This is a genomic window from Aquabacterium sp., assembly GCF_029946005.1.
In the GTDB taxonomy this organism is placed as follows: domain Bacteria; phylum Pseudomonadota; class Gammaproteobacteria; order Burkholderiales; family Burkholderiaceae_C; genus Aquabacterium.
In genome coordinates this window covers 98,081-122,773 of sequence record NZ_JAQSDR010000038.1, presented here as the reverse complement: position 1 = coordinate 122,773, position 24,693 = coordinate 98,081, and the positions used below count along the sequence as shown (strand labels likewise).

The 24,693-nt window shown below is 64.9% G+C and carries 20 protein-coding genes; 12 read left to right on the top strand and 8 right to left on the bottom strand.

Annotated features, from left to right (window positions below; all coding sequences use genetic code 11):
- Window positions 1–24 precede the first annotated feature (24 nt).
- From PSV38_RS18820 to PSV38_RS18795, 6 genes are all read left to right on the top strand, one after another.
- Entirely contained in the window at window positions 25–921 is an 897-nt protein-coding gene (locus PSV38_RS18820) for a DMT family transporter (protein WP_300550233.1), read from the top strand.
- A 34-nt stretch (window positions 922–955) separates the two neighbouring features.
- Complete coding sequence (corA, locus tag PSV38_RS18815) at window positions 956–1,924, top strand: magnesium/cobalt transporter CorA (RefSeq protein WP_300550231.1); 969 nt, start codon at window positions 956–958, stop codon at window positions 1,922–1,924.
- Between the two features lie 230 nt (window positions 1,925–2,154).
- Window positions 2,155–2,334: a hypothetical protein gene (locus PSV38_RS18810; protein ID WP_300550229.1), complete on the top strand. Its 180-nt coding sequence runs from the start codon at window positions 2,155–2,157 to the stop codon at window positions 2,332–2,334.
- A gap of 162 nt (window positions 2,335–2,496) precedes the next feature.
- Window positions 2,497–3,954, top strand: a complete 1,458-nt coding sequence (locus PSV38_RS18805; protein ID WP_300550228.1) for a TolC family protein — start codon at window positions 2,497–2,499, stop codon at window positions 3,952–3,954.
- Window positions 3,951–5,207, top strand: coding sequence for an HlyD family efflux transporter periplasmic adaptor subunit (locus PSV38_RS18800; RefSeq protein WP_300550226.1), 1,257 nt, complete (start codon window positions 3,951–3,953; stop codon window positions 5,205–5,207). The genes PSV38_RS18805 and PSV38_RS18800 overlap by 4 nt, the downstream gene beginning before the upstream one ends.
- Complete coding sequence (locus PSV38_RS18795) at window positions 5,207–7,390, top strand: peptidase domain-containing ABC transporter (protein ID WP_300550224.1); 2,184 nt, start codon at window positions 5,207–5,209, stop codon at window positions 7,388–7,390. The genes PSV38_RS18800 and PSV38_RS18795 overlap by 1 nt, the downstream gene beginning before the upstream one ends.
- Here PSV38_RS18795 and PSV38_RS18790 read toward each other — a convergent pair.
- From PSV38_RS18790 to PSV38_RS18775, 4 genes are read right to left on the bottom strand one after another with little or no spacing between them, the layout of a single operon-like run.
- Window positions 7,371–8,546 (bottom strand): hybrid sensor histidine kinase/response regulator, encoded by a 1,176-nt coding sequence (locus PSV38_RS18790; protein WP_300550222.1) that lies wholly within the window; start codon window positions 8,544–8,546, stop codon window positions 7,371–7,373. The two genes, PSV38_RS18795 and PSV38_RS18790, sit on opposite strands and share 20 nt — an antisense overlap.
- A complete protein-coding gene (locus tag PSV38_RS18785; RefSeq protein ID WP_300550220.1) occupies window positions 8,543–9,154 on the bottom strand; it encodes a chemotaxis protein CheB in 612 nt (203 codons plus the stop codon). Before PSV38_RS18785 ends, PSV38_RS18790 begins: the two co-directional genes overlap by 4 nt.
- A 13-nt stretch (window positions 9,155–9,167) precedes the next feature.
- Window positions 9,168–9,980 carry a CheR family methyltransferase gene (locus tag PSV38_RS18780; RefSeq protein ID WP_300550218.1) on the bottom strand — a complete coding sequence of 271 codons (813 nt, stop codon included), beginning with the start codon at window positions 9,978–9,980 and terminating at the stop codon, window positions 9,168–9,170.
- A gap of 10 nt (window positions 9,981–9,990) precedes the next feature.
- Window positions 9,991–13,446, bottom strand: a complete 3,456-nt coding sequence (locus PSV38_RS18775) for a response regulator (RefSeq protein WP_300550217.1) — start codon at window positions 13,444–13,446, stop codon at window positions 9,991–9,993.
- Between the two features lie 185 nt (window positions 13,447–13,631).
- Here PSV38_RS18775 and PSV38_RS18770 point away from each other — a divergent pair, with 185 nt between their 5' ends.
- Together PSV38_RS18770 and PSV38_RS18765 are read left to right on the top strand one after the other, a co-directional pair.
- Window positions 13,632–14,636, top strand: a complete 1,005-nt coding sequence (locus PSV38_RS18770) for a PHB depolymerase family esterase (protein WP_300550215.1) — start codon at window positions 13,632–13,634, stop codon at window positions 14,634–14,636.
- 20 nt (window positions 14,637–14,656) lie between these two features.
- Window positions 14,657–15,454 (top strand): transglutaminase family protein, encoded by a 798-nt coding sequence (locus tag PSV38_RS18765; RefSeq protein WP_300550214.1) that lies wholly within the window; start codon window positions 14,657–14,659, stop codon window positions 15,452–15,454.
- 15 nt (window positions 15,455–15,469) lie between these two features.
- Here PSV38_RS18765 and PSV38_RS18760 read toward each other — a convergent pair whose 3' ends face one another.
- Window positions 15,470–16,675, bottom strand: coding sequence for an AI-2E family transporter (locus PSV38_RS18760; RefSeq protein ID WP_300550212.1), 1,206 nt, complete (start codon window positions 16,673–16,675; stop codon window positions 15,470–15,472).
- A gap of 163 nt (window positions 16,676–16,838) precedes the next feature.
- On the opposite strand from PSV38_RS18760, the gene PSV38_RS18755 reads away from it, so the two are divergent.
- Both PSV38_RS18755 and PSV38_RS18750 read left to right on the top strand, forming a co-directional pair.
- Window positions 16,839–17,258, top strand: coding sequence for a CopG family transcriptional regulator (locus PSV38_RS18755; RefSeq protein WP_300550210.1), 420 nt, complete (start codon window positions 16,839–16,841; stop codon window positions 17,256–17,258).
- A 25-nt stretch (window positions 17,259–17,283) separates the two neighbouring features.
- The gene (locus PSV38_RS18750; RefSeq protein WP_300550208.1) at window positions 17,284–18,366 is read left to right on the top strand and encodes a PHB depolymerase family esterase; all 1,083 of its coding nucleotides are present in this window, start codon (window positions 17,284–17,286) and stop codon (window positions 18,364–18,366) included.
- 16 nt (window positions 18,367–18,382) lie between these two features.
- Here PSV38_RS18750 and PSV38_RS18745 read toward each other — a convergent pair whose 3' ends face one another.
- Entirely contained in the window at window positions 18,383–18,736 is a 354-nt protein-coding gene (locus PSV38_RS18745; protein ID WP_300550206.1) for a response regulator, read from the bottom strand.
- Between the two features lie 137 nt (window positions 18,737–18,873).
- Between PSV38_RS18745 and PSV38_RS18740 the strand changes: the two genes are divergently transcribed.
- The gene (locus PSV38_RS18740; protein WP_300550204.1) at window positions 18,874–19,677 is read left to right on the top strand and encodes an alpha/beta hydrolase; all 804 of its coding nucleotides are present in this window, start codon (window positions 18,874–18,876) and stop codon (window positions 19,675–19,677) included.
- Window positions 19,678–19,680: 3 nt separating this feature from the next.
- A complete protein-coding gene (locus PSV38_RS18735; protein WP_300550203.1) occupies window positions 19,681–21,648 on the top strand; it encodes an ATP-binding protein in 1,968 nt (655 codons plus the stop codon).
- Here the strand turns inward: PSV38_RS18735 and ligD are convergent.
- Together ligD and PSV38_RS18725 are read right to left on the bottom strand one after the other, a co-directional pair.
- Complete coding sequence (ligD, locus tag PSV38_RS18730) at window positions 21,620–24,112, bottom strand: DNA ligase D (RefSeq protein WP_300550201.1); 2,493 nt, start codon at window positions 24,110–24,112, stop codon at window positions 21,620–21,622. The genes PSV38_RS18735 and ligD overlap by 29 nt on opposite strands.
- A complete protein-coding gene (locus tag PSV38_RS18725) occupies window positions 24,109–24,693 on the bottom strand; it encodes a YqcI/YcgG family protein (RefSeq protein WP_300550199.1) in 585 nt (194 codons plus the stop codon). The genes ligD and PSV38_RS18725 overlap by 4 nt, the downstream gene beginning before the upstream one ends.

The following is a 24,693-nucleotide window of genomic DNA, read 5'->3' as shown; positions in this document are numbered from 1 at the left end:
GCGCTCATCGGAGCAGCGCCACCCATGAACGACCGCGAACAATTGCAAGGCTACCTGGCCGCTATCGGCACCGTGGCCATCTGGTCCGGCTTCATCGTCATCTCGCGCCTGGGCGGCAAAAGCGTGCTGACCCCTTTTGATGTGCTGGCCCTGCGCCTGGGCTTTGCCGCCCTGCTGCTCTTGCCCTTTGTCGGCAGCCTGCCCCCGGGCAGCTGGACCGACGCCCGCCTGTGGACCCTGACCATGAGTGGCGGGGTCATCTACGGCTTGGCGGTGTACTCGGGTTTCAAGTTCGCGCCGGCCAGCCACGCCGGCATTCTGCTGCCCGGCATCCAGCCCTTCCTGATCCCCTTGGTGGGCTGGCTGATCATGGGCACACGCGCCCAGCGGCAGCAACTCCAGGGCTTGGTCGCCATTGGCCTGGGCGTGCTGTGCGTGGCTTCGCCGTCCATCCTTCATGGCCATTGGGACCCGGCGGTGCTGTTGGGCGACCTGCTGTTCCTGCTGGCCTCGGTGGCCTGGGCCATCTACAGCGTGCTCGCCAAGCGCTGGGGCTTCAGCCCGTGGGTGCTGACGCGTGTGCTGGCCATCGGATCGGCCGCGCTGTACCTGCCCATCTATGCCTTGTTCCTGCCGCGAAACCTGGAGGCCGCCCCCTGGTCCACGCTGATCCTGCAGGGCCTGTACCAGGGCGTGGGGACCACGATCGTGGCCATGCTGCTGTTCCTCAAGGCCGTGTCCACCATCGGCCCCGCCAGGATGGGGTCGATGATTGCGTTGGTGCCCGTGCTGGCGGGCGTGGCAGCAGCCCCCTTGCTGGACGAGCCGCTGACGCCGGAGCTGATCGCAGGCCTGGTGCTGGTGTCGATCGGCGCGTTCATCGCCGCACGGCCTGCCCCGCCGACGCCGTTGGCAGCCTAGCACCGCGCCTTCGCACTGAACCAGGAGCATCACCATGTTGATCAACTGTGTGGCCTACCAGGAGGGCAAGCGGCTGGCCGACATCGAACCCGATGCCATCAGCGACTACCTGGCCAGGCCCGGCTGTTTTGTCTGGATTGCCCTGCGCGATGCCACCGATGCCGAGCTGGCCAAGGTCCAGGAGGAGTTCGGCCTGCACGACCTGGCCATCGAGGATGCCCGACATGGGCACCAGCGGCCCAAGGTGGAAGAGTATGGCGACATGGTGTTCGCCGTGCTGCAGACGGTCGAGTTCACCGCCACCGACGAACTCCAGGTCGGCGAGGTCAATGTGTTCGCGGGCCCCAACTACGTGATCTCCATCCGCAACCGCTGCCAGCAGGGACTGCTGGGCGTGCGCGATCGGGCCGAGCGCGAGCCGCACCTGCTCAAGCTGGGCGCCGGCTTTGTGTTCTATGCCTTGATGGACGCGGTGGTGGACCGTTACTTCCCGGTGATTGAAGCGCTGGAAGGCGAGCTGGAGGCCATCGAAGCGCAGATCTTCAATCCCGGCACGGCGCGCGGCAATGTGGAGCGCCTGTACGCGCTCAAGCAAAAGATCACGGTGGTCAAGCACGCGGTGACCCCGTTGCTGGAGTCCGCCGGCAAACTCACCAGCGGACGCGTGCCCCTGGTGTGTGAGGGCACCCGCGACTATTTCCGCGATGTGTACGACCACCTGGCCCGCATCAATGCCTCGTTGGACACCTTCCGCGAAACCATCGGCACGGCCATCCAGGTGAACCTGTCGATGGCCACGATTGAAGAGTCCGAGACCACCAAACGCCTGGCCGCCTGGGCGGGCATCTTCGCCGTGGCCACGGCCTTCGCCGGCATCTGGGGCATGAACTTCGCCCACATGCCGGAACTTCAATGGCGCTGGGGCTACCCGGCGGCGCTGGGCCTCATCGCGGCCACCTGCGGAGTGCTGTATTGGCGCTTTCGGCGCGCGGGCTGGCTGTGAGTCCAGGCCAGCCTCTGCAGCGTCATTGCGACACCCGCAGGGTCAATTTGCGACGGCAGGATCAATATCTGACAAACTGACATTCAAAACTTCCTGATTTAGGGGTATCTCCTCCGCCGATCTGAAGGGTGGCCAGGGATTCCCCGAAATGGCGCCAAAACGGCCGCCGTTAAATTCCTTGTGTGCCCTGCAAAGGCACATTCATAAAACCATTGAAACAAGGAAAAAACATGAAAGTTTTGAGCACCCAGGAAGTGTCCCAAGTCAGCGGCGGCGAAAGCCTCATCGACGCGATCCACCGCGCCGAGTACAACTCGTATGGCGTTCCCCTGATCAATGCTGGCATTTACGCGATCAACTTGTTCTCGACCACGAAGATCCCTTACGTGACGAAGAAGGCTGCGCCCTGAGCAGCTTGAAGGTTTGAAAAACCCGCCCGGCCGTCGCAGCCAGGCGGGTTTTTTTCATGCCAGCGCCCGGCCTCCTTCTCCATGCCTTCCTCTCGCCTGCACACCGTGTCACCCCTTCTCCGCGATGAACCTCGGTGGCTTGGCCCTGCATGCCAAGCCCTCGTGGGCCGACTCGCCATGGCGCTGAGCCTGCTGCTCACCTCGCTGCCGGCCCTGGCCTCCGGCTCCTTGGCGTTGCACTGGTCCACGTCCCTGAGCACCTTGAAAGATCCGCAGCCGACCACCTCACGTCATGGGACAAAACCAACGCCAGCTGCAGGCGACCAAGGCGCCACGCCCTGGCCCCAGATGCTGCTGGCGGCCGACCAGCAAGCGGCCGCCAACCGCGCCTTTGACGCCGGCGCGCAGGCCGCTCAAGCCCTGAGCCAACAAGCCTGGGCCACCGCCTGGATGCCCCGGGCCGATGCCAGCGCCAGTGCCAGTCGGCGCCGCCAGCAGATCAACGACACCACGGTGAACACGCCCGCCACGGCCTTGTCGATCTCGGCCACCTTGCCGCTGTGGCGCGCGGCCGACCAGGCCACCGCCCAGGCCCAGGCCGCTCAAGCCGAACAGGCGCAATGGCAGGCGCGAGGAAGCCGGACCAACGTGGCCCGCGAACTGAGCATGGCCTTCCTCATGGCCATCGAAGCGGCCGAACAACGCCGCCTCACGCTGGCCCAGCAGGATCTGCTGCAAGAGCAATGGCGCATCAACGACCGGCGCCTGCAAGCAGGTGCGGGCACCATCCTGGATGTGCTGGAAACGCGCACCCGCATCGACCAGAGCCGTGTCGCGGTCCAGGACCTGGACACCCGCCTGGCCACCCAGAAGCTGACGCTGGAACGGCTCAGCCACCAAGCGGTGACGCTGGCCACCGGCTTGAACGAACACAGTCCGGACCTGCCGACCGCCGTGTCATCGTTGGACGAGGCCTTGCTGCTGGCCCCCAGCCGCCACCCCCCGTTGCGTGACGCCCTCGCCCAAGTCAAGGCCGCCACCGCCACCGACCAGGCCCGCACCGCCGAACGCTGGCAGCCCACGGTCGATGCCGTGGCCAGCACCAGCCTGGTCCGTGAGGTGCCCCAACTGGACGGCTTCAGCCAACGTCAGACCACACGGGAGCGTGCCATCGGCGTGCAGATGAACTGGGCCTTGTTCACAGGTGGCTTGCAGCAAGGCCGCACCCGCGAATCCGCCGCCCTGCTGATCCAGGCCGAAGCCCGCCGCGATGAAGCCCAGGCCCAGGTCGAATCGAGCCTGCGCGATGCCTACCAAACCTTGTCTCAGGCCCGCCAGGTGGTCAGCCTGCAGCGCCAGGTCGAGCAAACCGCCTCGGCCACGTACGACGCGCTGCGCAAAGCCTTCGTGGCCGGCCTGCGCACCAACCTCGACCTGCTCAACGCCCAGCAGCAGATCTACACCGCACGGCAAAGCCTGGTCAGCGCGCGCGTCAACGCGCTGGCCGCGCAAGTCACCATCCTGTCGCTGCTGGACCAGCTGGATGCCGACCACCTTGCCCCCTTGATGCCCCTCTTTGACACCGCCCCCTTGCCCTTGCTGGCAGAGAGCACGCCATGAGCACCCCTGCCCAATCCCTGTTCCGCCAGGAGGTTCTGGACGCGCGTTCAGACACCTCGTCCGGCCCCTCCATCGACATCCGCCCCGTGGGTGCTGGCCGCCTCACTGTCTTCTTCCTGTGCCTGGCCGCATTGGTGCTGGCGGTGCTGGTCTTTGGTCACTACACCAAGAAGGAGCGCGTGCAAGGCGTGGTGCAGCCCCGCGATGGCGTGGCCATGGTCGTCCCCCTGGAGCCCGGCATCGTCCAGCGCGTGCTGGTCACCGAAGGCCAGGCCGTCAAGGCGGGCGACGTGATCGCCGAGATCAGCAACGAACGCTTCAGCGACGCGGGCAGCACGCAAGCGCTGTTGCAAAAGAACCTGGAAGGCCAGCGCAGCCAGATGCGCAACCAGGCCGAAGGCCAGGCCCAGGCCAGTACCGCGTCCCTGGCCGCGCTGGACCAACGTATCGCCCAAAGTCGCCGCGACCTGCTGACCCTGCGCGAGGAGGCCCAGCTGCAAGAGCAGCAGATCGCCTCGGCCCGCAAGCTGGTGGACCAGTTCAAGCCGCTGCTGGACGAACGCATCATCTCCGACCTGCAGTACGAGCAGCAACGCCAGTTGCTGCTGGACCAGACCGCGCGGCTGCAAACCTTGAAGCGCCAGCGCAGCGCGGCGGAAGGCGACTTGGCCGCATCGCAGGACGAGCGCCAACGCCTGCAGGCCCAGCACCGCATTGACCAGGCCAGCCTGGGCCGCGATCTGCTCAGCCTGCAGCAGGAAGAAGTGCAACGCCATGGCGCGCGCCAGGTACTGCTGAAGGCGCCGATCGATGGCATCGTCTCGGGCCTGCTGGCCACGCCGGGCCAAAGCGTCAACGCCAACACCGCCCTGGCTTCCATCGTGCCGACGCGGTCGGCCTTGGAGGCCACGCTCTACCTGCCCAGCACCTCGGTCGGCTTCATCAAGGCGGGCCAGCGCGTGCGCATCAGCTACGACGCCTTTCCTTACCAGCGCTTTGGCCAGTACCAGGGCACGGTGCGCAGCGTGTCGCAGACCGACGTGCCCATGGCCAGCGGCAACCCCCAAGGCGGCACCGACCGACGCGCGGTCTTCATCGTGCGCGTGGCCCTGGACCAGCCCAAGGTGCGGGCCTATGGCACCGACATCGCCCTGCGGCCAGGCCACACGCTCACGGCCGACATTGAAATCGACCGACGCCGCCTGATCCGCTGGATGCTCGACCCCCTCTTCGCCTTCAGCGGAAAACTCTGATGAGCACGAATCTGCTTTCCCTGTGGCCGCGCAAGTCAACGCCACTGATCCTGCAATCGGAAGCGGCCGAGTGCGGCCTGGCCTGCCTGGCCATGGTCGCCAGCGCGCACGGCCACGAGACCGACCTGCTGACTCTGCGGCGCCGCTTCGAGCTGTCATCGCGCGGTGCCACCTTGGCCCGCCTGATGAACATCGCCGAGCACCTGGGCTTTGCCAACCGCGCCGTGCGCCTGGAGATGGACGAGCTGCCGCAACTGCAAACGCCCTGCCTGCTGCACTGGAACCTGAACCACTTCGTGGTGCTGACCAAGGCCGATTCGCAACGCATCACCATCCTCGACCCAGCCCTGGGCGAGCGCACCCTCACCCTCAAGGAAGCCAGCCCGCACTTCACTGGCGTGGCACTGGAGCTGTCGCCCAGCACCAGCTTCGAGAAGAAGCAAGAGAAGACGCCGTTTGACTTGCGCCTGTTGTTCACCGGCCAGCGTGGCCTGTGGCGCGCCTTCGGCCAGATGGCGCTGCTGTCCATCGTGCTGGAGGTGTTCGGCATCCTCATGCCCATGCTCAGCCAGTGGATCATCGACGACGTGGTGGTCACGCGCGATGCACCGCTGCTGGCCGTGCTGGCCATCGGCATCTTCCTGCTGGCAGTGATGTCGCTGGGCACGCGCCTGGTGCGCACCTGGATCGTGCTGGGGGCCAGCCTGTCCTGGCGCGTGTCGTCGAGCGCCAATGTGTTCCGCTACATGCTCAAGCTGCCGCTGGCCTATTTTGACAAGCGCCACACGGGCGATGTGCTGTCGCGCTTCGGCTCCGTCCACACCATCCAGGACACCATCACCAACCACCTGGTCGAAGTGGTGCTGGATGGCGCGGTCAGCCTGATCACGCTGGGCCTGATGTTCTTTTACAGCCCCACGATGGCCATGGTGGTGCTGGCCGTGGCCGTGCTGCAGGCCATCGTGCGCTTTGCCGTCTTCAAGCCCTACCGGCAAGCAACCGAAGAAACCATCGTGCGCGAGGCCAATGCGCAAACCTATTTGCTGGAGACCCTGCGCGGTGTGGCCGCCATCAAGTTCTTCGCCAAGCCGGGCTGGCGCGTGGGTGGCTGGATGAACCAGCAGGTGGCCATGGTCAACGCCTCGGTCAAGCAGCAACGCATCAGCCTGCTGTACCAGGGCGTCAACGGCCTGATCAGCGCGGTGGAGCAGTCGCTGGTGATCTACCTGGCCGCGCGCATGATCCTGGACGAGCAGTTCTCCATCGGCATGCTGGTGGCCTTTCTGGCCTACAAAAGCCAGTTCCTGCAACGCGCCTCCGAGCTGCTGGAGCGTGTCATCAACCTGCGCCTGCTCAAGCTGCAAGGCGAGCGCCTGGCCGACATCGTGCTGACCGAACCCGAGCCGCCCTCGCCCGCCCAAGCCGAGGCCTCCTTGAAGACCGATGGCCCGATGACCTTGTCGCTGCGCAACGTCACCTTCCGCTACGCGATGGGTGAAGCGCCGGTGCTGGACGACATCAGCATGACCCTGCACAGTGGCCAGGCGATCGCGGTGGTGGGCCCTTCGGGCTGCGGCAAGTCCACCTTGTTGAAGGTGCTGTCGGGCCAGGTCACGCCTGAATCGGGTGAGGTGCTGGTCAATGGGGTGTCCATCAGCCGCATCGGCTCCGAGGCCTTCCGCTCGGTGCTGGGCACCGTGTTCCAGGACGACCAGTTGTTCACCTGCTCGATCTACGACAACATCGCCATGAACGACACCGAGGCCACGCCCGAAAAGGTGATGCTGGCCGCGCGGCAAGCCTGCATCCACGAAGACATCCTGCGCATGCCCATGGACTATCAGACCCTGGTGGGCGGCATGGGCGCCACGCTGTCGGGCGGGCAGAAGCAGCGCATGCTGCTCGCGCGCGCCCTGTACAAGCAGCCGCGCTTTTTACTGCTGGACGAGTACACCAGCCACCTGGACTTCGAGACCGAACGCCATGTGCAAGAGGCCATCAACCACCTGGGCTGCGGCCGCTTCATCATCACGCACCGCCAACACAGCCTCAGCGAAGGCGATGAGATCCACGTGCTGTCGGGCGGCAAGCTGATCAAGCTGGTGGAGCAAACCCAGCCGGATGGCGATCCCGACTCGGGCCACGCGAACGTGACGCCACTGCTCACGCCAAAGGCAGTGTGACGACGAACACCGAACCCTCGCCCAGCTGGCTTTGCACGCTGATGCTGCCCCCATGCGCCTCGACCAGCTGCTGCGTGATGTACAAGCCCAAGCCCAGCCCGGTGTGGGCGACGGGGTCGGCCACGCGCACGAACTGCTCAAAGATGCGCCGCTGAGCGTCTGGCGCGATGCCGATGCCCCAGTCGCGCACCTCGATGCGCGCCACCCCGGACGAGGCCGTGAGGGTCACCTCCACCGGCTTGCCGGCGCCATAGCGCAAGGCATTGCTCAACAGGTTGATGACGACCTGTTCGATGCGGAACTCGTCCCAGAACCCCGTCACGCCCGGCTGGATGTTCAGACTGATCACGCTGTCACTGTCCAGCCTGGGAAAATCGCCGACCAGGCGCTCCAGCAAGCGGGACAAGTCCGTGGTCGAGGGCCGGATGGACAGCTTGCCATTGCGGATGCGTGAGACATCAAGCATGTCCTCGATCAGCCGCGTCATGCTCTGTGATTGGCGCCGGTACTTGGCGAACATGCCCGACAGCTGTTGCGGGCCGAAGAAATCCGCGTTGCCTTTTTCAAGGTGCTTCTGGCGCACCTGGATGTCGATGGACAAGGCACTCAAAGGCGTGCGCAACTCGTGCGCCACCAGGGACATGAAGTCGTCGCGCATCTGCAAGGCGTTCTGCAAATCCACCTTGGTGGCCTGCAACTCGGTCAACAGGGCATGCTGCTGCCGGCGACTGTCCTCCAGCGCTTCGACTTGCCGCTGCATCTGCTGGCGCTGGCGGTACAGGTCCACGAACACGCTGACCTTGCTCTTGACCGCGCAACTGTCCAGCGGCTTGTACAGAAAATCCACCGCGCCGTTCTCGTAGCCTTTGAAAGCGTGGCTGCGGTCTCGGTTGGCGGCGGTCACGAAGACAATCGGGATGTGCCGCGTCTTCTCGGTGCCGCGCATCAACTCGGCCAGCTCGAAGCCGGTCATGCCCGGCATCTGCACATCCAGGATGGCCAGCGCGAACTCGTGTTCCAGCAACAACCCCAGCGCCTCCTCGCCGGACGAGGCTTGGTAAACCAGGTGGTCTTCGTGCTGGATCAGGGACTTCAGGGCCAGCAGGTTTTCCGGCAGGTCGTCCACGATCAACAGCTTGGTGCGGTCGTCGGTCATGATTTTTCTCGTCCCAGTTTGAGCAGCAATGCGTGGATGTCGCCCAGCGACAGGATCAGGTCGGGCGCCCGCATTCGGATGGCCGCCAAAGGCATGGTGTTGGACTGCGCCTGCTCGGGGTTTTGCACCACCGTCCAGCCGCCACGCGCCTTGATGCGGGCCATGCCTTGCGCACCATCGTGATTGGCACCCGTCAGCAAGATCCCGACCAGGCCCACCCCATAAGCGTCCGCAGCCGAGTTCATCAGCACGTCGATGGAGGGCCGCGAGTAGTTGACGGGGGCTTCGCCACTGAGCGACAGGCTGAGGTCAGCCTCGACCGACAGGTGGTAGCCGGTGGGCGCCACGTACACCGTGCCGGGCTCGATGGGCTGTTTGTCCATGGCCTCGCACACGCGAAGCTGCAGACGGTAAGCCAGGATCTCGGGGAGGCGGCTGGGCTTGTCCTCGGGCAGGTGCAACACCACCATGATGGGCAGGCTGAACGAAGCGGGCAAGCCCACCAACACCTTCATCAGGGCATCAACGCCCCCCGCCGACGCCCCGATGACCACGGCCTGGATGGCCTGTGATTCAGGATCGAACGAGGTGCTGGTGTGTGGTGACATGGGGGAGGCCTCGTCAACGTTTGCGAAACACACGCTCGGACTTGACCACAGGGTCAAACCGGTCGGCGAACGAGGAGAAGTCCAGGCTCTCCTTCGAGCCCAGGCCCAGGAAGCCCCGGTGGCACAGGGATTCGTGGAACAGCCCCAGGGCCCGGTCCTGCAGGTTGCGCTTGAAGTAGATCAGCACATTGCGACAGCACACCAGCTGCATCTCGGAGAACACATGGTCGGTGGCCAGGCTGTGGTCGGCGAAGGTGATGTTGTCGGCCAGCGTGCGGTCAAACTTCACGGCGTTGTAGGCCGCGGTGTAGTAATCGGAAAACGCCGCCGTGCCCCCGGAAGCCTGGTAGTTGGCGGTGAAGGTCTGCACATTGGCGAGCGGGAAGATGCCCTGGCGCGCCTTGTCGAGCGAGGCCGGATTGATGTCGGTGGCGTAGAGCATGGTGCGCTCCAGCAGGCCCTCCTCACGCAAGAGGATGGCCATGGAGTAGACCTCTTCACCGGTGCTGCACCCGGCAATCCACACCTTCAGCGAAGGATAGGTGCGCAAGACGGGCATGACGTGCTGGCGCAAGGCCAGGAAGTAGCTGGGGTCGCGGAACATCTCGCTGAACGGGATGGTCAGGATGTCCAGCAGCTTTTGAAAAGCCGTGGGGTCGTGCAGCACCTTGGACTGCAGGGTGGAGATCGTGTCGCACTCCAGTTGCTGCAAGGCGTACAGCACGCGCCGCCGCTGCGACGAGCCCGAGTAATCGCGAAAGTCATGGCTGTATTTGGCGTAGATCGCCTCCATCAGCAAACGCAATTCCAGGTCGGCGTGCGGCATGGCGTGGTCCTCAGAGCCTTTCCATGGCGGGCATCCACACGCGCAAGAGCGAGAACAGGCGCTCCAGCTCCACCGGCTTGGCCAGGTAGTCGTTGATGCCCGCACGGCGGCATTGCTCCTGGTCGTCCTTCATGGCCTTGGCCGTGATCGCGATGACGGGCAGCTTGGCGAATGCGGGGTTGGCACGCAGGCGGCGCGTGGCCTCCAGGCCATCCATGCCGGGCATCATGATGTCCATCAGCACCAGGTCGATGTCGTCCACCTGCTCCAGCTTGGCCAGCGCCTCAAAGCCATTGCGGCCCACCTCGACCAGCAGGCCGCGTTGCTCCAGCGCGCTGGTCAGAGCAAAGATGTTGCGCACGTCGTCGTCCACCAGCAGCACCTTGCGGCCTTCCAGCACCTTGTCGCGGTTGCGCGCGGTTTTCAGCATGGTCTGGCGCTCGGCCGAGAGCTGCGATTCCACCGTGTGCAGGAACAGCGTGACCTCGTCCAGCAGGCGCTCGGGCGAGCGCGCGCCCTTGATGATGATGGAGCGCGAGTACTTGTACAGCTCGGTCTCTTCCTGACGCGTGAGGTTGCGGCCGGTGTAGACGATGACGGGCGGGAAGGAACAGATCTCTTCGCGGGTCATGCGCTCCAGCAGTTCGCTGCCGTCCATGTCGGGCAGCTTCAGGTCGATGACCATGCAGTCGAACACCGTGGTGCGCAGCAGGGCCAGGGCTTGCTCGCCGCGCTCCACCGCCGCGATCTCGATGTCGTCGTCGCCAATCAGGTGCACGATGCTGTCGCGCTGGCGGGCATCGTCTTCCACCACCAGCACGCGCTTGACCTTCTTGGCGCCTTTCTCTTCCAGCTTGCTGAAAACTTCCTTCAGGGCTTCACGCGTGGTGGGCTTGATGGCGAAGCCGATGGCGCCCATGTGGAGGGCCACCTCGCGGACGTCTTCGGCGGCCACGATGTGCACGGGGATGTGGCGCGTCTGCGGGTGGTCCTTCAGCTGCTGCAACACCGTCAGGCCCGAGTCGTCCGGCAAGCGGATGTCCAGCAGGATGGCATTGGGCAGGTGCTGCGTGGCCAGCTGGAAACCCTCGGCCGCGCCATGGGCGACCAGGCACTGGTAGTTCATCTCGTGGGCCAGATCGAACAAGATGGCGGCGAACTGCGGATCGTCCTCGATGACCAGCACCAGGCGCGCGCCAGCGGCAATGGCCGGGCGGTCGTCGGCAAAGGCCGGGATGCTCTCGGTCGGCGCGGGGGGTGGGCTGGCCGGCACTGGCGCAGCCGGCGGTGCCAACGTGGTCGCGGCTTGCTCACCCGAGTGGTCCACCCATTGCTGGGGCAGGTCAAGCGTGAAGGTGCTGCCTCGCCCCGGCTCGCTGTCCACGAAGATGGCCCCACCCAGCAAGCCCGCCAACTCGCGGGAGATGGACAGGCCGAGTCCCGTGCCGCCGTACTGCCGGTTGATGGTGCCATCGGCCTGGCGGAAGGCCTCGAAGATGACTTCCTGCTGCTCCGGCGCGATGCCAATGCCCGAGTCCGACACGGCGAAAGCCAGGCGGCCATCGGCGCGGCCCTGCACCGCCATGGAGATTTGGCCCTGGTCCGTGAACTTGATGGCGTTGGACAACAGGTTCTTCAGGATCTGCTCCACACGCTGGCGGTCGGTGAAGATCGAGGCTGGCGCATCGGCCGCCACCTGGATGTCGAATGCCAGGTGTTTCTCACCGGCCAGCGGACCGAAGGTCATGCGCAGCGACTCGACCAGGTTGTGCAACGACACCACCTGAGGCGTCAGCTCCAGCTTACCGGCTTCCACCTTGGAGATGTCCAGGATGTCGTTGATCAGGGTGAGCAGGTCGTTGCCCGCGCCATAGATGGTCTTGGCAAACTTGATCTGCTCTTCATTGAGGTTGCCGGCCTTGTTGTCCCACAGCAGCTTGGCCAGGATCAAGGAGCTGTTCAGCGGCGTGCGCAACTCGTGCGACATGTTGGCCAGGAACTCGGACTTGTAGCGGCTGGCGCGCTGCAACTCGTCGGCACGGTTCTCGAGCTCGGCCTGGGCTTGCTTGAGGGCGTCGTTCTTCTTGTCAACGATCAAGGCCTGCTCGGTCAGCTGCACATTGATCTGCTCCAGTTCCGCTTGCTGGTGTTCCAGGTGAACTTGAGATTCCGACAGCACGCGCGACTGTTCTTCCAGCTCTTCATTGGCGGTGCGCAATTCTTCCTGCTGGGTCTGCAACTCTTCATTGAGCTGGTGCGTTTCTTCCAGCGCGTCTTGCAGGCGCTGGCGGTATTGCGCGGCTTCCACCGAGGCGCCCACGTTGGAGGCCAGGATGCGCAGCAACTCCAGATCGCGCTCGACCACAGGCCGCATGAAGCCCAGCTCCATCACCCCATTGACCTGGCCATCGTTGCTGATGGGCAGCAGGACCACATCGGTGGGCGCGCCCGTGCTCAGGCCGGTGGTGACCTTGAAGTGATGGTCAGGCACCTGGGGAACATGCTTGAGCTGCCCATCCATGGCCACCTGTCCCACCAGGCCCTGGTCCAGGTCAAAGCTTTGCTCGGCCTGCTCATGGTTTTTGTCAAACCCATAGGCCCCCACCCGCTGCAGCTTGCCCGCCTGATTGCGCACGTACAGGGCGGCCACGGCCACCCCCAGGTAACCGGCCATGAACTCCAGCACATGGCGGCTCAGCACGGGCAAGGTCAACTGGCCCAGCAAGCGCTCGGCCAATTGGGTTTGCCCAATGCGGAACCAGGCTCTCTCCTGCAAGGCTTTGGTGCTGAGCACATGCTGGCGCAGCGCGTCGCCGTAACTGGTCGACAGGGTCATGATCTGGCGCCGCCCACTCAGGGCGATGAGCCCGCTCAGGATCAGCACCAGGCTCACGTAAGTCACGATGACCCAGAACGTGGTGCTGCGGGCCGTGTCATTGCGCTCATGAAGGAGCCTGTTTTCCTCGCCGATGAACTCCCGCACTTCGCGGCGGATTTCATCGAAAAGTTGCTTGCCGGTTTCGGCCCGGATGATGCTGAGGTAATCACCCTCGGTGCGCCTCAGCGCAATGACGCGCTGGGCAAACACGTCCCACTGCTTTTGCAGCGCCTCGATGCGGTTGACCCGGTCCAGCTGCAATTGGTTGTCCAGCACCATTCCCTTCAAGTCCAGCAACGCCGAGGCCATTTTGGGTTTGGCCAGGTTGTAGGGCGCCAGGAACTTGTCCTCGCCGGTGATCAGGAAGCCGCGCGTGCCCGTTTCCTGGTCCAGGATCACGGTTTTCAGTTCGTTGGCCTTGCCAATGACCCGCTGAGTGCGCTCCACCCAGTTGAGTTGCGACAGCAGGAAGAAAATCAGCCCGATGAACGCCATGGCACTGAACGCCCCCACCCCCAGCGGCAAGGTCAGGTGCCGCGTCAAGACGCGTTGGAAGTGCGCTGTTTCATGAGAAGTCTGTTCGGGCATCTGAGAATCCGCGTGAATCCAGGAGGAAGGCTTGGGAATTGTCAGGCAGTTGCGGCCGGTTCAAGGCATCCCAATCGCAAGACGCGGCAATGTCCTACAAGATCCGGGGCGCGTGTCTGGTGTCACCCCGACAGGGTCGGCCAGAGGATGGAGGCTGAAGTCAACAGCTCAGTTCAGGTCAGTTCATGGCAAGGCGCTCCAAACAATCCATCTGGACTGGGTCCCTCCAGCGGGCGGTCAGTGCCATCACCCGCAGCACGATCAAGGCGGGCAGCCGGGCTTTGGCCCAGTCGCTGCGCGCGCCCAAGGCCAGCACACCGCGCACCCAACTCAAGGGTGAGTGGATCCCCGGGGTGGCGCTGTCACCGATGGGCGCGCGCCGCTACCACCTGTTCAAACCACCGGACGTTCAATGGCATGAGCGCCTGCCTTTGCTGGTGATGCTGCACGGTTGCGGGCAGGACGCCCAGTCCTTCGCGCACAGCACCCGCATGAACCGCCTGGCGGCGCGTGAACGCTTCCTGGTGCTGTACCCCGAACAGGACCGCCGGGCCAACCCTCAGGGCTGCTGGAACTGGTATGGCACACGCACCAAAACGGCCTATGGCGAAGCCGCCATCCTGATGACGGCCGTGCAGCAGGTCAGCCAGCTGTACCAGGTGGACCCCGCCCGCGTTGCCATCGCGGGCATGTCAGCCGGGGCCAGCATGGCCGCCTTGATGGTCACACGCTACCCTGACCGGTTCAAGGCCCTGGCCATGCACTCGGGCGTGCCGCCGGGCGCGGCCGAATCAACGGTGTCGGCACTGGCCGCGATGCGGGGCCGTGGCGCCACGCAGGCCTTGTCCACCACCACCGACTGGCCTGCGCTGCTGGTGATCCACGGTGACCGGGACGCGATCGTCTCGGCCAGCAATGGCCAGGCGGCGGCCAAACTGTGGGCCGAAGCGGCGGGCCCCCATGTCGAGAAAAGCCGACAGGTCAGCCGGGGCCAACGCCACCCCATGACGGTGACCGACTTCAAGGTGCGGGGCGGCCGCACGGTGGCCACCTTGTGCGCCATCGACGGCCTCGACCACGCCTGGAGCGGGGGGCTGGCCCGGCAGGCCTACAGCGATGCAAAAGGCCCAGACGCCTCGCGCATGATTTGGTCATTCGTGACCAAACAGTTCGAGCTCACCAATCCATGACTCACAACCAAGCAACCATCATGAGCACCACACCACGTTTGTTCAATGTCGACTGCAAGCTGTCCTACAAATTGGCCCAGACCACCGACTTCGTGTTCCAGATCCACGCGCTCGAAGGCCAGGATCAGCACATCCAGTCCGAATCGCTCAAGATCACGCCCAGCGCGCACTACCGCGTCTACGAGGATCCGCAAGCCGGTCAACGCTTTTTGCGCGTGCAGGCCCCGGCCGGCGCGCTGACCTTGCGCTACAAGGCCAAGGTGCAAGTCACCAGGCCCCCTCGGCGGCGCAAAGCGCCCGAGCTGCCCATTGCCGAGTTGCCCGACAACGTGTTGCACAACCTGATGCCCACGCGGTATTGCGAATCCGACCTGTTGGCCTCGGCGGCGGTCAAGTTGTTTGGCAAGGTGCCCCCGGGCTGCTCACGGGTCGAGGCCATCTGCGAGTGGATCCACCAGAACATCGAGTACCGAACCGGCTCCAGCGACAGCACCACCACGGCCTGCGATGTGTTCCTGCGCCACGCGGGCGTTTGCCGCGACTTTGCCCACCTGGGCGTGACCCTGTGCCGCGCGCTGAACATCCCGGCACGGCTGGCCGTGGGCTACGCCATGTTCGACACGCCGCCGCCGGACTTTCACGCCATGTTCGAAGCCTATGTGGGCGGCCGCTGGGAGTTGTTTGACCCCACCCGCATGTCCGACCCGCGCGACCTGGTGCTGATCGCCACGGGCCGCGATGCCAAGGACGTGGCCTTTGCCACCATCTTTGGCCCGGCCCAGACCCTGGCGATCCTGCCGGAAGTCGAACGAGGCTGATCCGGCCGCGCCCGCTCAGGGCACGTTGATGGCGGCGTTGTCCTTGGACGGCTCGACCCCGCCCATCAACTCGCCCACCGCCTTGAGCTCGTCCACCCGGTCACACACGGCCTTGATGGCCATCAGGATGGGGGTGCCGAGCAGCAAGCCCCACACGCCCCACAACCAACCCCAGGCCAGCATGCCCACGAACACCACCACGGTGTTCAGGCGGCTGGTGCGGCTGGTGAGCCAGGGCGTGATCATGTAGCCAGAGATGACGTGCACCACCACCGACACACTCGCCACCAGAATGGCTTTGTCGATGGAGCCAAATTGCGTCAGCGCCACGATGGCCGACAGCACGCAGATGGCGATCGAGCCCAGGTAGGGGATCAGGTTGAGCACCGCTGCAGCGATGCCCCACACGGCCACGTGCTTCATGCCCAGCGCCCAGAAGGCCAGGCTGGTGGCCAGGCCCACGCCAATGCTGGTGACGATCTGCACCACCAGGTAACGCCGCACCTGCTGCGTGATCTCGTTGAGGGCCTGCACCGTGATCTTGCGTTTGGCGAAGTTGGGCCCGGCGATGTGGGCCAGCTTGCGCCGGAAGATGTCACCCGAGGCCAGCATGAAGTAGGTGATGAAGCACACCGCCGTGAACTGGCCGATCATCTCCACGATGCCCAGGGTGCCCACCACCACGTAGTCATTGATGTTGAAGGCGGGCTTCTCGATCCGCACACGCGTGATGCCAGCGCCACCGGATGAGTTCACCTGGCTCAATTGCTCGGCCGCCAGCTGCAACTGGTTGGCCGCCTTTTGCACCTTGTCCATGTTGCTGTCGGCCTGCGCGTGCGTGCCGCGAATCGCCTTGCGCAAGGTGCGCGCCGCCTCGGGCATCGACTGGATCATGTTGTCGACGTCGTCCTGCAGGGTGTAGGCCCCGGCGCCAATGGCCGACACCAGCCCCAGCATCAGCACGGCCGCGCTCAGCGAACGGGGCAGGCGCCAGCGGCACAGTGCATCCACCACCGGCGTCAAGGCGTAGGTGAACATGATGGACAAGAGCAAAGGAACGAACACCGCGCGAGCCCAGTGCAGCGCGAACAGGCACAGCAAAGCGGCGATGACGGCCAGCGACGCGCTGCGCACGTCCACCGGCATGTGCAGCAACACCCGGTCCGGTTCTGATTTGAACGAGGTCGGAGGTGCTTCGTCGGCGTCGCCAGCAATGCTCATGAATGTCAAAACCCAGGTAGACGAGGATGGACCATTAAGGCGAAGGCCTTGTCCGATATCCAGCAGCGTTCACCGCGATGCGTTGTCAGCGCTGTCCTACACCCCCACTGCCGACGAGGCAAGGTCATTGCACCATCCACTTGGATGGTGATAGGATGGTTTCATGCCAGCACCCGCCGCCCATTCCGCCCCCAGCAAACCGCTTGATGAAAAGATCACGATCAACATCGGTGTGGTTGACCTGGGCCAAATCGACCTTCTGGTGCAGGAGGGCTTTTATGCCAACCGCACCGACCTGATCCGCACCGCGATCCGCCACCAGTTGTCAGCCCATGCCGATGTGGTCCGGCAGGTGGTGGCTCGAAAAATGCTGGTGTTGGGCATCCAGCACTTCAGCGCCGATGACCTGCGCGCCGTGCAGGCGGCGGGTCAGACCCTGCAAATTCGCGTGCTGGGCCTCGCCACCATCGCGCCAGACGTCAGTCCTGAACTGGCCCTGGCCACCATCGACTCGTTGACGGTGATGGGGGCCCTGCATGCCAGCGCCGCCGTCAAAGCCGTGCTGGCCGACCGCCTGCGCTGAACCTCACCCAACCGGGACACCTCACGTGAATCCTCTCTTCAAACAACTCATGGGCCAGGCCTCGCGCCTGACCTTGGCGGGCGACCTGGGCTCGGCCACGGCGGCGATCCAGGATGCCCTGGCCCGCTCTGGCATGACACAGCCCCACGCGAAAGCGCCCGCGCGGCCAGACCTGAATGTGATCGATGTGGTGGCCCGCGAGGTGGTTCAACCGGGTGAAGCCCCACCTTCACCCGTGTCCCCCAACAGACCCCAGGACCACGTCGGCCAATTCCTGAGCGCCACGCACCGCGATGCCATCGGCACCCGGGACTACAAGCTCTACGTGCCCCCGGGCTACACCGGTCAGCCCCTGCCCTTGGTGGTGATGTTGCACGGCTGCACCCAAAACCCCGACGACTTCGCCGCCGGCACGGGCATGAATGACGCGGCGCAGGCCGAGGGCTTTTTCGTGCTCTACCCCGCGCAATCGCAGCAGGCCAATGCCCAGCGCTGCTGGAACTGGTTCAAGCACAACCACCAGCAGCGTGACCGCGGCGAGCCCGCCATGATCGCCAACATGACGCGCGACGTGATGAAGCAATACGGCATCGACCCCGGCCAGGTCTACGTGGCGGGCTTGTCAGCGGGTGGGGCGATGGCCGCCATCCTGGGCCAGGCCTACCCGGACTTGTTCATGGCGGTGGGCGTGCACTCGGGCCTCCCGGTGGGCTCGGCCCGCGATGTCAGCAGCGCCTTGATGGCCATGAAGAGCGGCGCGCCACGGCCTGCCTCCAAGCGGGCGGCATCCGCCCCCATCATCGTCTTCCATGGGGACCGCGATACCACGGTGCACCCGGTCAATGGTGACCACCTGATGGCGGACATGCCCGAAGGCACGGTGATGGAACAGGAACAGGCGCGTTCAGCCAATGGCCACACCTACACCCGCCGACGCCACCACGATGGCGAAGGCCGGGTGATGGCGGAGCAGTGGGTGGTCCATGGGTCGGCGCATGCCTGGTCGGGGGGGCGCGCGCAGGGTTCGTACACCGATGCCAAGGGCCCGGACGCCACCCAGGAAATGCTGCGCTTCTTCAAGCGGCACGCTCGCCCCGCCAAGCACTGAGGCGCCAAACGGGCCGTCAGTGCAGATGGCTCATCAAGCTCAACAACAAGGCCGTGTCACACGGCTTCTGAAGGTACAGGTCGAAATCGGACACGCTGCCAAGCCGTGTGCGCTGATCCAAAGCGGTCAAGGCCACCAGGATCAAATGCCGATCCGGCAAAGTCTGCCGCAATTCGCGCGCTGCCTGGTGCCCATCCATCACGGGCATGTTGATGTCGAGGATCACCGTGTCCGGTTGAAAGCTCTTGGCCAACTCCACGGCCTGGGCGCCGTTGTAGGCGGTGGCCGTCTCGTAGCCCGCCGAATTCAACAGCATGGCCAGGCTTTCGGCCCCGTCGCGCCAGTCATCCACCACCAAAACTTTGCCCATGCCTGCCGCCTGGTTCATAAGTTGCTCCTGAGTGAGAAACCGCTGGCTTGAATGAGCCAGCATCTTGGGGCTGTCAAGGCAAACCGCAGACCCGCTGTGAGGTAATCGCCCTTGGCATCAGTCTTGTTGGAGCACAAATGAGCATTCAGGCACGCAACCATGTGCAAACGGCCGGACAAGGCCAGGCGACCATGGTCTTTGGACATGGCTTCGGCTGCGATCAGCACATGTGGCGGCTCATGGCCCACCACTTTCAAGGCCACTTCAAAACCGTCCTGTTCGACCTGGTGGGCAGTGGCAGCTCCGACCTGTCGGCCTATGACAGGGACAAGTACGGCACCTTGCAGGGCTACGCCTCGGACCTGATCGAAATCATCGACGAGTTCGCCGACGGCCCCGTGGTCTTCGTCGGGCATTCGGTGAGCGCGTGCATCGGCATGCTGGCCGCCATCAACGCCCCGGATCGCTTCGCGGCGCAAGTCATGATCGGCCCCTCGCCTTGCTACATCAACGACGGCGACTACATTGGCGGCTTCACACGCCCCGACATCGACGACCTGCTGAGCACACTGGAGCGCAACTACCTGGGCTGGTCCAGCACCATGGCGCCGGCCATCATGGGCTCGCCGATGCAACCTGAACTGGGCATCGAGTTGACCAACAGCTTCTGCCGCACCGACCCCGACATCGCCAAGCATTTCGCCCGCGTCACCTTCCTGTCCGACCACCGGGCCGAGCTGAGCCTGGTCACCACCCCTTCGCTGATCCTGCAGTGCAGCGAAGACATCATCGCGCCCCAGTCCGTGGGCCAGTACATGCACCGCACGATGCCGGGCAGCACCTTGCGCATCATCGACAACGTGGGTCACTGCCCGCACCTGAGCGCTCCCAGCGCGAGCGCCGATGCCATGGCTGATTTTTTGCGCCAGCAGGAGGTCTAGCCGATGCTCACCAGCGCGCCCCCCCAGCTGCCCACCGCTGAGGCGCTCTACGAGCAGGCCGCGTCAGGCTTGCTGCTCACCAGCACCGATGGCACCATCCTTCGCGCCAATGGCACGTTTTGCCGGTGGATTGGTCAAGACGCCACCGACCTGATTGGCCAGCGCCGGGTGCAGGAGTTGTTGACGATGGGGGGCCGGGTGTTTTACCAGACCCACTGGTCGCCCTTGCTCCAGATCCAGGGCTCGGTGGCCGAGGTCAAGCTCGACATGATGCACCGCGATGGCGGCCACGTGCCCATGCTGCTCAATGCGATCCGCAAGCGACATGGCGACACCACTTACCACGAGCTGGCCGTCATCGTGGTCCGCGACCGACACAAGTACGAGAACGAACTGGTTCAGTCGCGCAAGAACGCCGAGGCCGCCCTGGCGGCCCAACACGAGGCGCAAAAGGCACTGCAGGAAACCGCCGATGTGCTGGGCTTGGCCATGCAGGGCGGCCAGATGGGCGCATGGTCCCGCAACCTGGCCACCAACGAGGTCTGGTGGAGCCGCCAGCTTGAAGCGCTCATGGGCCTGCCCGTCGGGGGCTTTGTCGGCACCGGGTCCGACTTTTTCGACCTCGTTCACCATGAAGACCTCCCGAAGGTCAGCGAGGCCGTGGAACACGCCGTGACCCAGGGCACCGACTACAGCGTCGAGTTCCGCTTTCGGCATGCCAGCGGGCAATGGCGATGGATGGAAGGCCGGGGCCGCGCCGTCTACGATGAGCAAGGCAAACCGGTGACACTGTACGGCCTGGGCATCGACATCACCGAGCGCAAGCATTCGGAAGACCAGTGGCAAGAGATCAGCGAGCGCCTGGCACAAGCCGACCGCCGCAAGGACGAGTTCCTGGCCACCCTCGCTCACGAATTGCGCAACCCGCTGGCCCCCATGCGCAATGTGGTCGAGTTGCTCAAACTGCAGACCCTGGACCCCACCCAGTTGCGCTGGACGCGCGAAGTGCTGGAGCGCCAGTTGCAGCACCTGACCCACCTGGTGGACGATTTGCTCGAAGTCTCGCGCATCACCCAAGGCAAGCTGGTACTGCGCCGACAACGCGTTGAGTTGGCCCACGCGGTGCACGGCGCGCTCGAAGCCGCGACGCCCCTGGTGCAGGCCGCCTCGCACGATTTGACCTTGGACCTGCCCGACCAGGCCATCGTGCTGGACGCCGACCCAACGCGGCTCACGCAAGTCATCCTGAACCTGCTCAACAACGCCATCAAGTACACGCCGCCCGGTGGCCGCATCTGGCTGAGCGTGCAACAGGTGGGCGAGCACGCGACCGTGACGGTGCGCGATTCGGGCCTGGGCATCCCCCGCGAGCACCTGGCCACCATCTTCGAGATGTTCTCGCAACTGACGCCTGCGCTGGAGCGCTCGCAAGGTGGCCTGGGCATTGGCCTGGCCCTGGTGCGCGGGCTGGTCGAGCTGCACGGCGGCGCCGTGTCAGCGCACAGCGATGGGCCGGGCCAAGGCAGCGAGTTCGTGGTCACCCTGCCCTTGGCCCCCGGCGCTCGCGCCGCGGCAACCCAGGTGGACAAGCCCGACGAAAGCGACCTGCGAACCATGCGAATCCTGGTGGTGGACGACAATGCAGACGCCGCCGAAAGCCTGGAGATGCTGCTGGGCCTGCAAGGCCATCAGGTGCGCAGCGCGGGCGATGGCATGGCCGCTTTGCGCCTGGCGGGCGAGTTCTTGCCGGAATTGACCTTGCTGGACATCGGCCTGCCCAAGCTCAATGGCTACGAGGTGGCCAAGTTGATTCGGCAACAACCGTGGGGTGCCCACATGCTGCTCGTGGCTGTGACTGGCTGGGGCCAGGCGCAGGACAAGCAAGCCGCGGACGACGCAGGCTTTGACCGGCACCTCACCAAGCCGGTGGACCCCGAGGAGCTCATGTCGATCCTGCGGGAGATGGCTTGAAGCCCAGCGCTTTCATCGCCCCGCTCAGGGTTTGCTTGTGCGTCCAGTAGTCCGCCCACGGATCCTCGGCCTGGAAGGACAAGCGATCCCGCGCGGTGGCGACGGTCCAGTCGGCCCCGCTTTTCAGGGTGGGCAACTCGTCCCAGGCCACCGGCATGGACACGCCCAGACCGGGTCTGGCCCGGGCTGAGAACGCCGCGGCCGTGGTGGCGCCATGGCCATTGCGAAGGTAATCGACGAAGAGCTTGCCCACCCGGTTGGCCGGCCCGCTCTTGGCCACGAAGCGCGTCGGGATGGTGGTGGCCAGGTGCTGCACGATCACTTTGGAGAATGCCTTGACCGTGTCGGCCGTCAGGCGCGGCGTCAAGGGCACCACCACATGCAGTCCCTTGCCCCCACTGGTCTTCAGCCAGGAGGCCAGGCCCAGCTCGGTCAGGAAAGACCGCACCAGCATGGCCGCCTCCTGGACATGCGCCCAGGATGTGCCTTCACCGGGATCCAGGTCAAACACCATGCGGTCGGGCTTGTTGATGTGGCGGCTGCGCGAGTTCCAGGTGTGGAACTCGATCACATTCATTTGCGCGGCGCTCAGCAGGGCCGACACGCTGGGCACCTCCAGCAAGGCCTCGTGATCAGGCCACAGTGCGGGATCGAGTTCCCGGATGCCTGGGATGCCTGGGATGCCGATGGTGCCGCCATGTTTCTGGAAGAAGAGCTGCCCACCCACGCCCTCCGGGCCCCGCACCAGGGAACACGGCCGGCCTTTGAGGTGCGGCAGGATCCAGTCGGCCACTGATTCGTAGTAACGCACCAGTGCCAGCTTGGTGGTGCCCGAGGCCGGGTCGATGACCCGTTCGCCATGGCTGACTTTGACTTTGCCAAAAGTGGTCGATGCGCTTGAAGCAGGCATGGCTGCTGACTCCCCCACGGTTTTGGCCACCTCGCGCACGATGGCTTTGGCAGGCTTGTCGCTGCGCAGCGCCACGTACGAAGCCTGCCTGATCTGGCCATCGGTGGTCCACTCGGCGAACTCGACCTCGGCCACCAAGGTGGGTTTAACCCAGCGCTCGCTGCCCAACACACGCCTGGACCACCGGCCCGGTTTGGCCACCCCCGCCGCGAAAGGCGCCTGGGCGCTGTGTCGCTTGGCCAAAGCCGCTTTCAAGTCGCGCGCCTCCTGCGCGCTCCAGCCGGTGCCAACGCTGCCCACCGAGATCAGTGGGCCCTTCCCGTCGTGCACCCCCAGCAGGAGGCTGCCCACCTGTGCCGAGCCATCGCTGCGGTCGGTGTAGCCGCACACCACGAACTCCTGGCGTTGCTTGCACTTGAGTTTGAGCCAGGTGTCGGAGCGGCCGGAGGTGTAGGGCGCATCGGCCCGCTTGGCGATGACGCCTTCCATCTTCAACTGGCAGGCTGATTGAAGGATGGAGGCCGGGTCTGCTTCGAAATCGGCGCTGAACCGAATCGGTTCGCACCCTTTGGCATCGATCAAGGCCTTGAGTTGCTGTCGGCGTGCTTCCAGCGGCGAGGGGCGCAAGTCCTGGCCATTCAGGAAGGGCATGTCGAACAAGAAATAGATGATCTGATCGGTGCGGGTGTGGTGGGTGAAAGCGCTTTGCAGCGCATTGAAGTGGGGTGCGCCATCGTCACCCAGCACCACGATTTCACCGTCCAGCCACGCCGATTGGATGCCCATCCGCTCGATGCTTTGCACCAGCGCTGGCATCTTGTCAGACCAGTCATGGCCACCGCGTGTGATGAGCCTGGCCTGGCCATGCTCGATTCGGGTCATCAGGCGGTAGCCATCGAACTTGAGTTCGAACAACCAGCGCCCCGTGGCCGGCACGCCCGTGGCCAAGGTGGCGAGCTGCGGCGCCAGCGTGGCCGGCAGGGACGCTGTTGAAGGCGCCTTGATCGGCTTGGCGATCACGCTGTCGGGCAAGGCGGTCACCACGTCGTACTCAGACCGGGGCCGGGCGAACTCGTCGCGCTTCTTGAAGAGCAGCCAGGCCTCCTGCCGGTCGCCAGGTTTGGCAATCTTCACCAGCTCCCACAGCCCAGCCAGCTTCTGACCGTGCAGGGCGAACACCAGCTTGCCCTGCGCCAGGCCTTTCTGTGGATCACCCACGGGCTCCCACCGCCCCTTGTCCCACACGATCACGGTGCCCGCGCCATATTGCTTGGGCGGGATGGTCCCTTCGAAATCGCCGTACGACAAGGGGTGGTCTTCCACGTGGATCGCCATGCGCTTGTCGCTCGGGTCAAAGCTCGGGCCTTTGGGCACCGCCCAGGACACCAGCACGCCGCCCAGCTCCAAACGAAAATCGTAGTGAAGGTGCGATGCCGCGTGCTTTTGAATGACGAAGGTCCAACCCTGGGCCTCGGCCACCTGCTGTCCTCGGGGCTCGGCGGTGACGGAAAAATCCCGCTTGTCCCAATAGCGTGCCAGGGCTTGCGATGTCATCGCCACGCCTCCCAGACTGGGTAGAAGACCATGGACGGTCGCGGCAAGGCGCCAGCCCCCTGATGCCGCCCCACCACCACGTAAACGCGGCCACCGAATGCAAACTGGACCTTGGTCGCATCCACACTGGCCGGGTCACCCCCATCGAAGTACTGCGCATCCACGCCGTGCATGGTCTGCAACTGGCGCCACAGCAGGTGGTCGAAATGGACCTCGCTGCCAATGGGCTGGCCTTTGAACAAGGCGGCGAAGCAGGCGCCGTGCTCATCGTCTGCCTGGGCCAGGTCGTGGGCAAATTCGTACAGGTCGTGGCACACCCCCAAGGCCGACTCCGCCGCGCCCATGTCAGCGTACAGCCCCATCCGAACCAAGGAGCGCCCGGCCACCGGCCGCAGCACCAGGTCACTGCTCAGTCGCGCAGCCTGGGGATGCCGGTGCAGGGGGTTCCACGGCCGCTCCGCCGACCACGCGCCCCGGCGGCCCTGCAGATGATCACGCACCTGCCGCTCGCCCAGCCGGGCATGGCGGTCGAAGTCCTGGACCGCAGCCAGGAAGTCATCGGTGGGCAGGGCGTGGATCAT

Excerpts from the sequence above, each read along its gene's own strand:
- PSV38_RS18740 (WP_300550204.1), top strand. The coding sequence starts at position 18,874 with ATGAGCATTCAGGCACGCAACCATGTGCAAACGGCCGGACAAGGCCAG.
- corA (WP_300550231.1), top strand. The coding sequence starts at position 956 with ATGTTGATCAACTGTGTGGCCTACCAGGAGGGCAAGCGGCTGGCCGAC.
- PSV38_RS18765 (WP_300550214.1), top strand. The coding sequence starts at position 14,657 with ATGAGCACCACACCACGTTTGTTCAATGTCGACTGCAAGCTGTCCTAC.
- PSV38_RS18810 (WP_300550229.1), top strand. The coding sequence starts at position 2,155 with ATGAAAGTTTTGAGCACCCAGGAAGTGTCCCAAGTCAGCGGCGGCGAA.
- PSV38_RS18800 (WP_300550226.1), top strand. The coding sequence starts at position 3,951 with ATGAGCACCCCTGCCCAATCCCTGTTCCGCCAGGAGGTTCTGGACGCG.
- PSV38_RS18790 (WP_300550222.1), bottom strand. The coding sequence starts at position 8,546 with ATGACCGACGACCGCACCAAGCTGTTGATCGTGGACGACCTGCCGGAA.
- PSV38_RS18780 (WP_300550218.1), bottom strand. The coding sequence starts at position 9,980 with ATGCCGCACGCCGACCTGGAATTGCGTTTGCTGATGGAGGCGATCTAC.
- PSV38_RS18820 (WP_300550233.1), top strand. The coding sequence starts at position 25 with ATGAACGACCGCGAACAATTGCAAGGCTACCTGGCCGCTATCGGCACC.
- PSV38_RS18755 (WP_300550210.1), top strand. The coding sequence starts at position 16,839 with ATGCCAGCACCCGCCGCCCATTCCGCCCCCAGCAAACCGCTTGATGAA.
- PSV38_RS18745 (WP_300550206.1), bottom strand. The coding sequence starts at position 18,736 with ATGGGCAAAGTTTTGGTGGTGGATGACTGGCGCGACGGGGCCGAAAGC.
- PSV38_RS18785 (WP_300550220.1), bottom strand. The coding sequence starts at position 9,154 with ATGTCACCACACACCAGCACCTCGTTCGATCCTGAATCACAGGCCATC.
- PSV38_RS18725 (WP_300550199.1), bottom strand. The coding sequence starts at position 24,693 with ATGATCCACGCCCTGCCCACCGATGACTTCCTGGCTGCGGTCCAGGAC.
- PSV38_RS18775 (WP_300550217.1), bottom strand. The coding sequence starts at position 13,446 with ATGCCCGAACAGACTTCTCATGAAACAGCGCACTTCCAACGCGTCTTG.
- PSV38_RS18735 (WP_300550203.1), top strand. The coding sequence starts at position 19,681 with ATGCTCACCAGCGCGCCCCCCCAGCTGCCCACCGCTGAGGCGCTCTAC.
- PSV38_RS18770 (WP_300550215.1), top strand. The coding sequence starts at position 13,632 with ATGGCAAGGCGCTCCAAACAATCCATCTGGACTGGGTCCCTCCAGCGG.
- ligD (WP_300550201.1), bottom strand. The coding sequence starts at position 24,112 with ATGACATCGCAAGCCCTGGCACGCTATTGGGACAAGCGGGATTTTTCC.
- PSV38_RS18795 (WP_300550224.1), top strand. The coding sequence starts at position 5,207 with ATGAGCACGAATCTGCTTTCCCTGTGGCCGCGCAAGTCAACGCCACTG.
- PSV38_RS18760 (WP_300550212.1), bottom strand. The coding sequence starts at position 16,675 with ATGAGCATTGCTGGCGACGCCGACGAAGCACCTCCGACCTCGTTCAAA.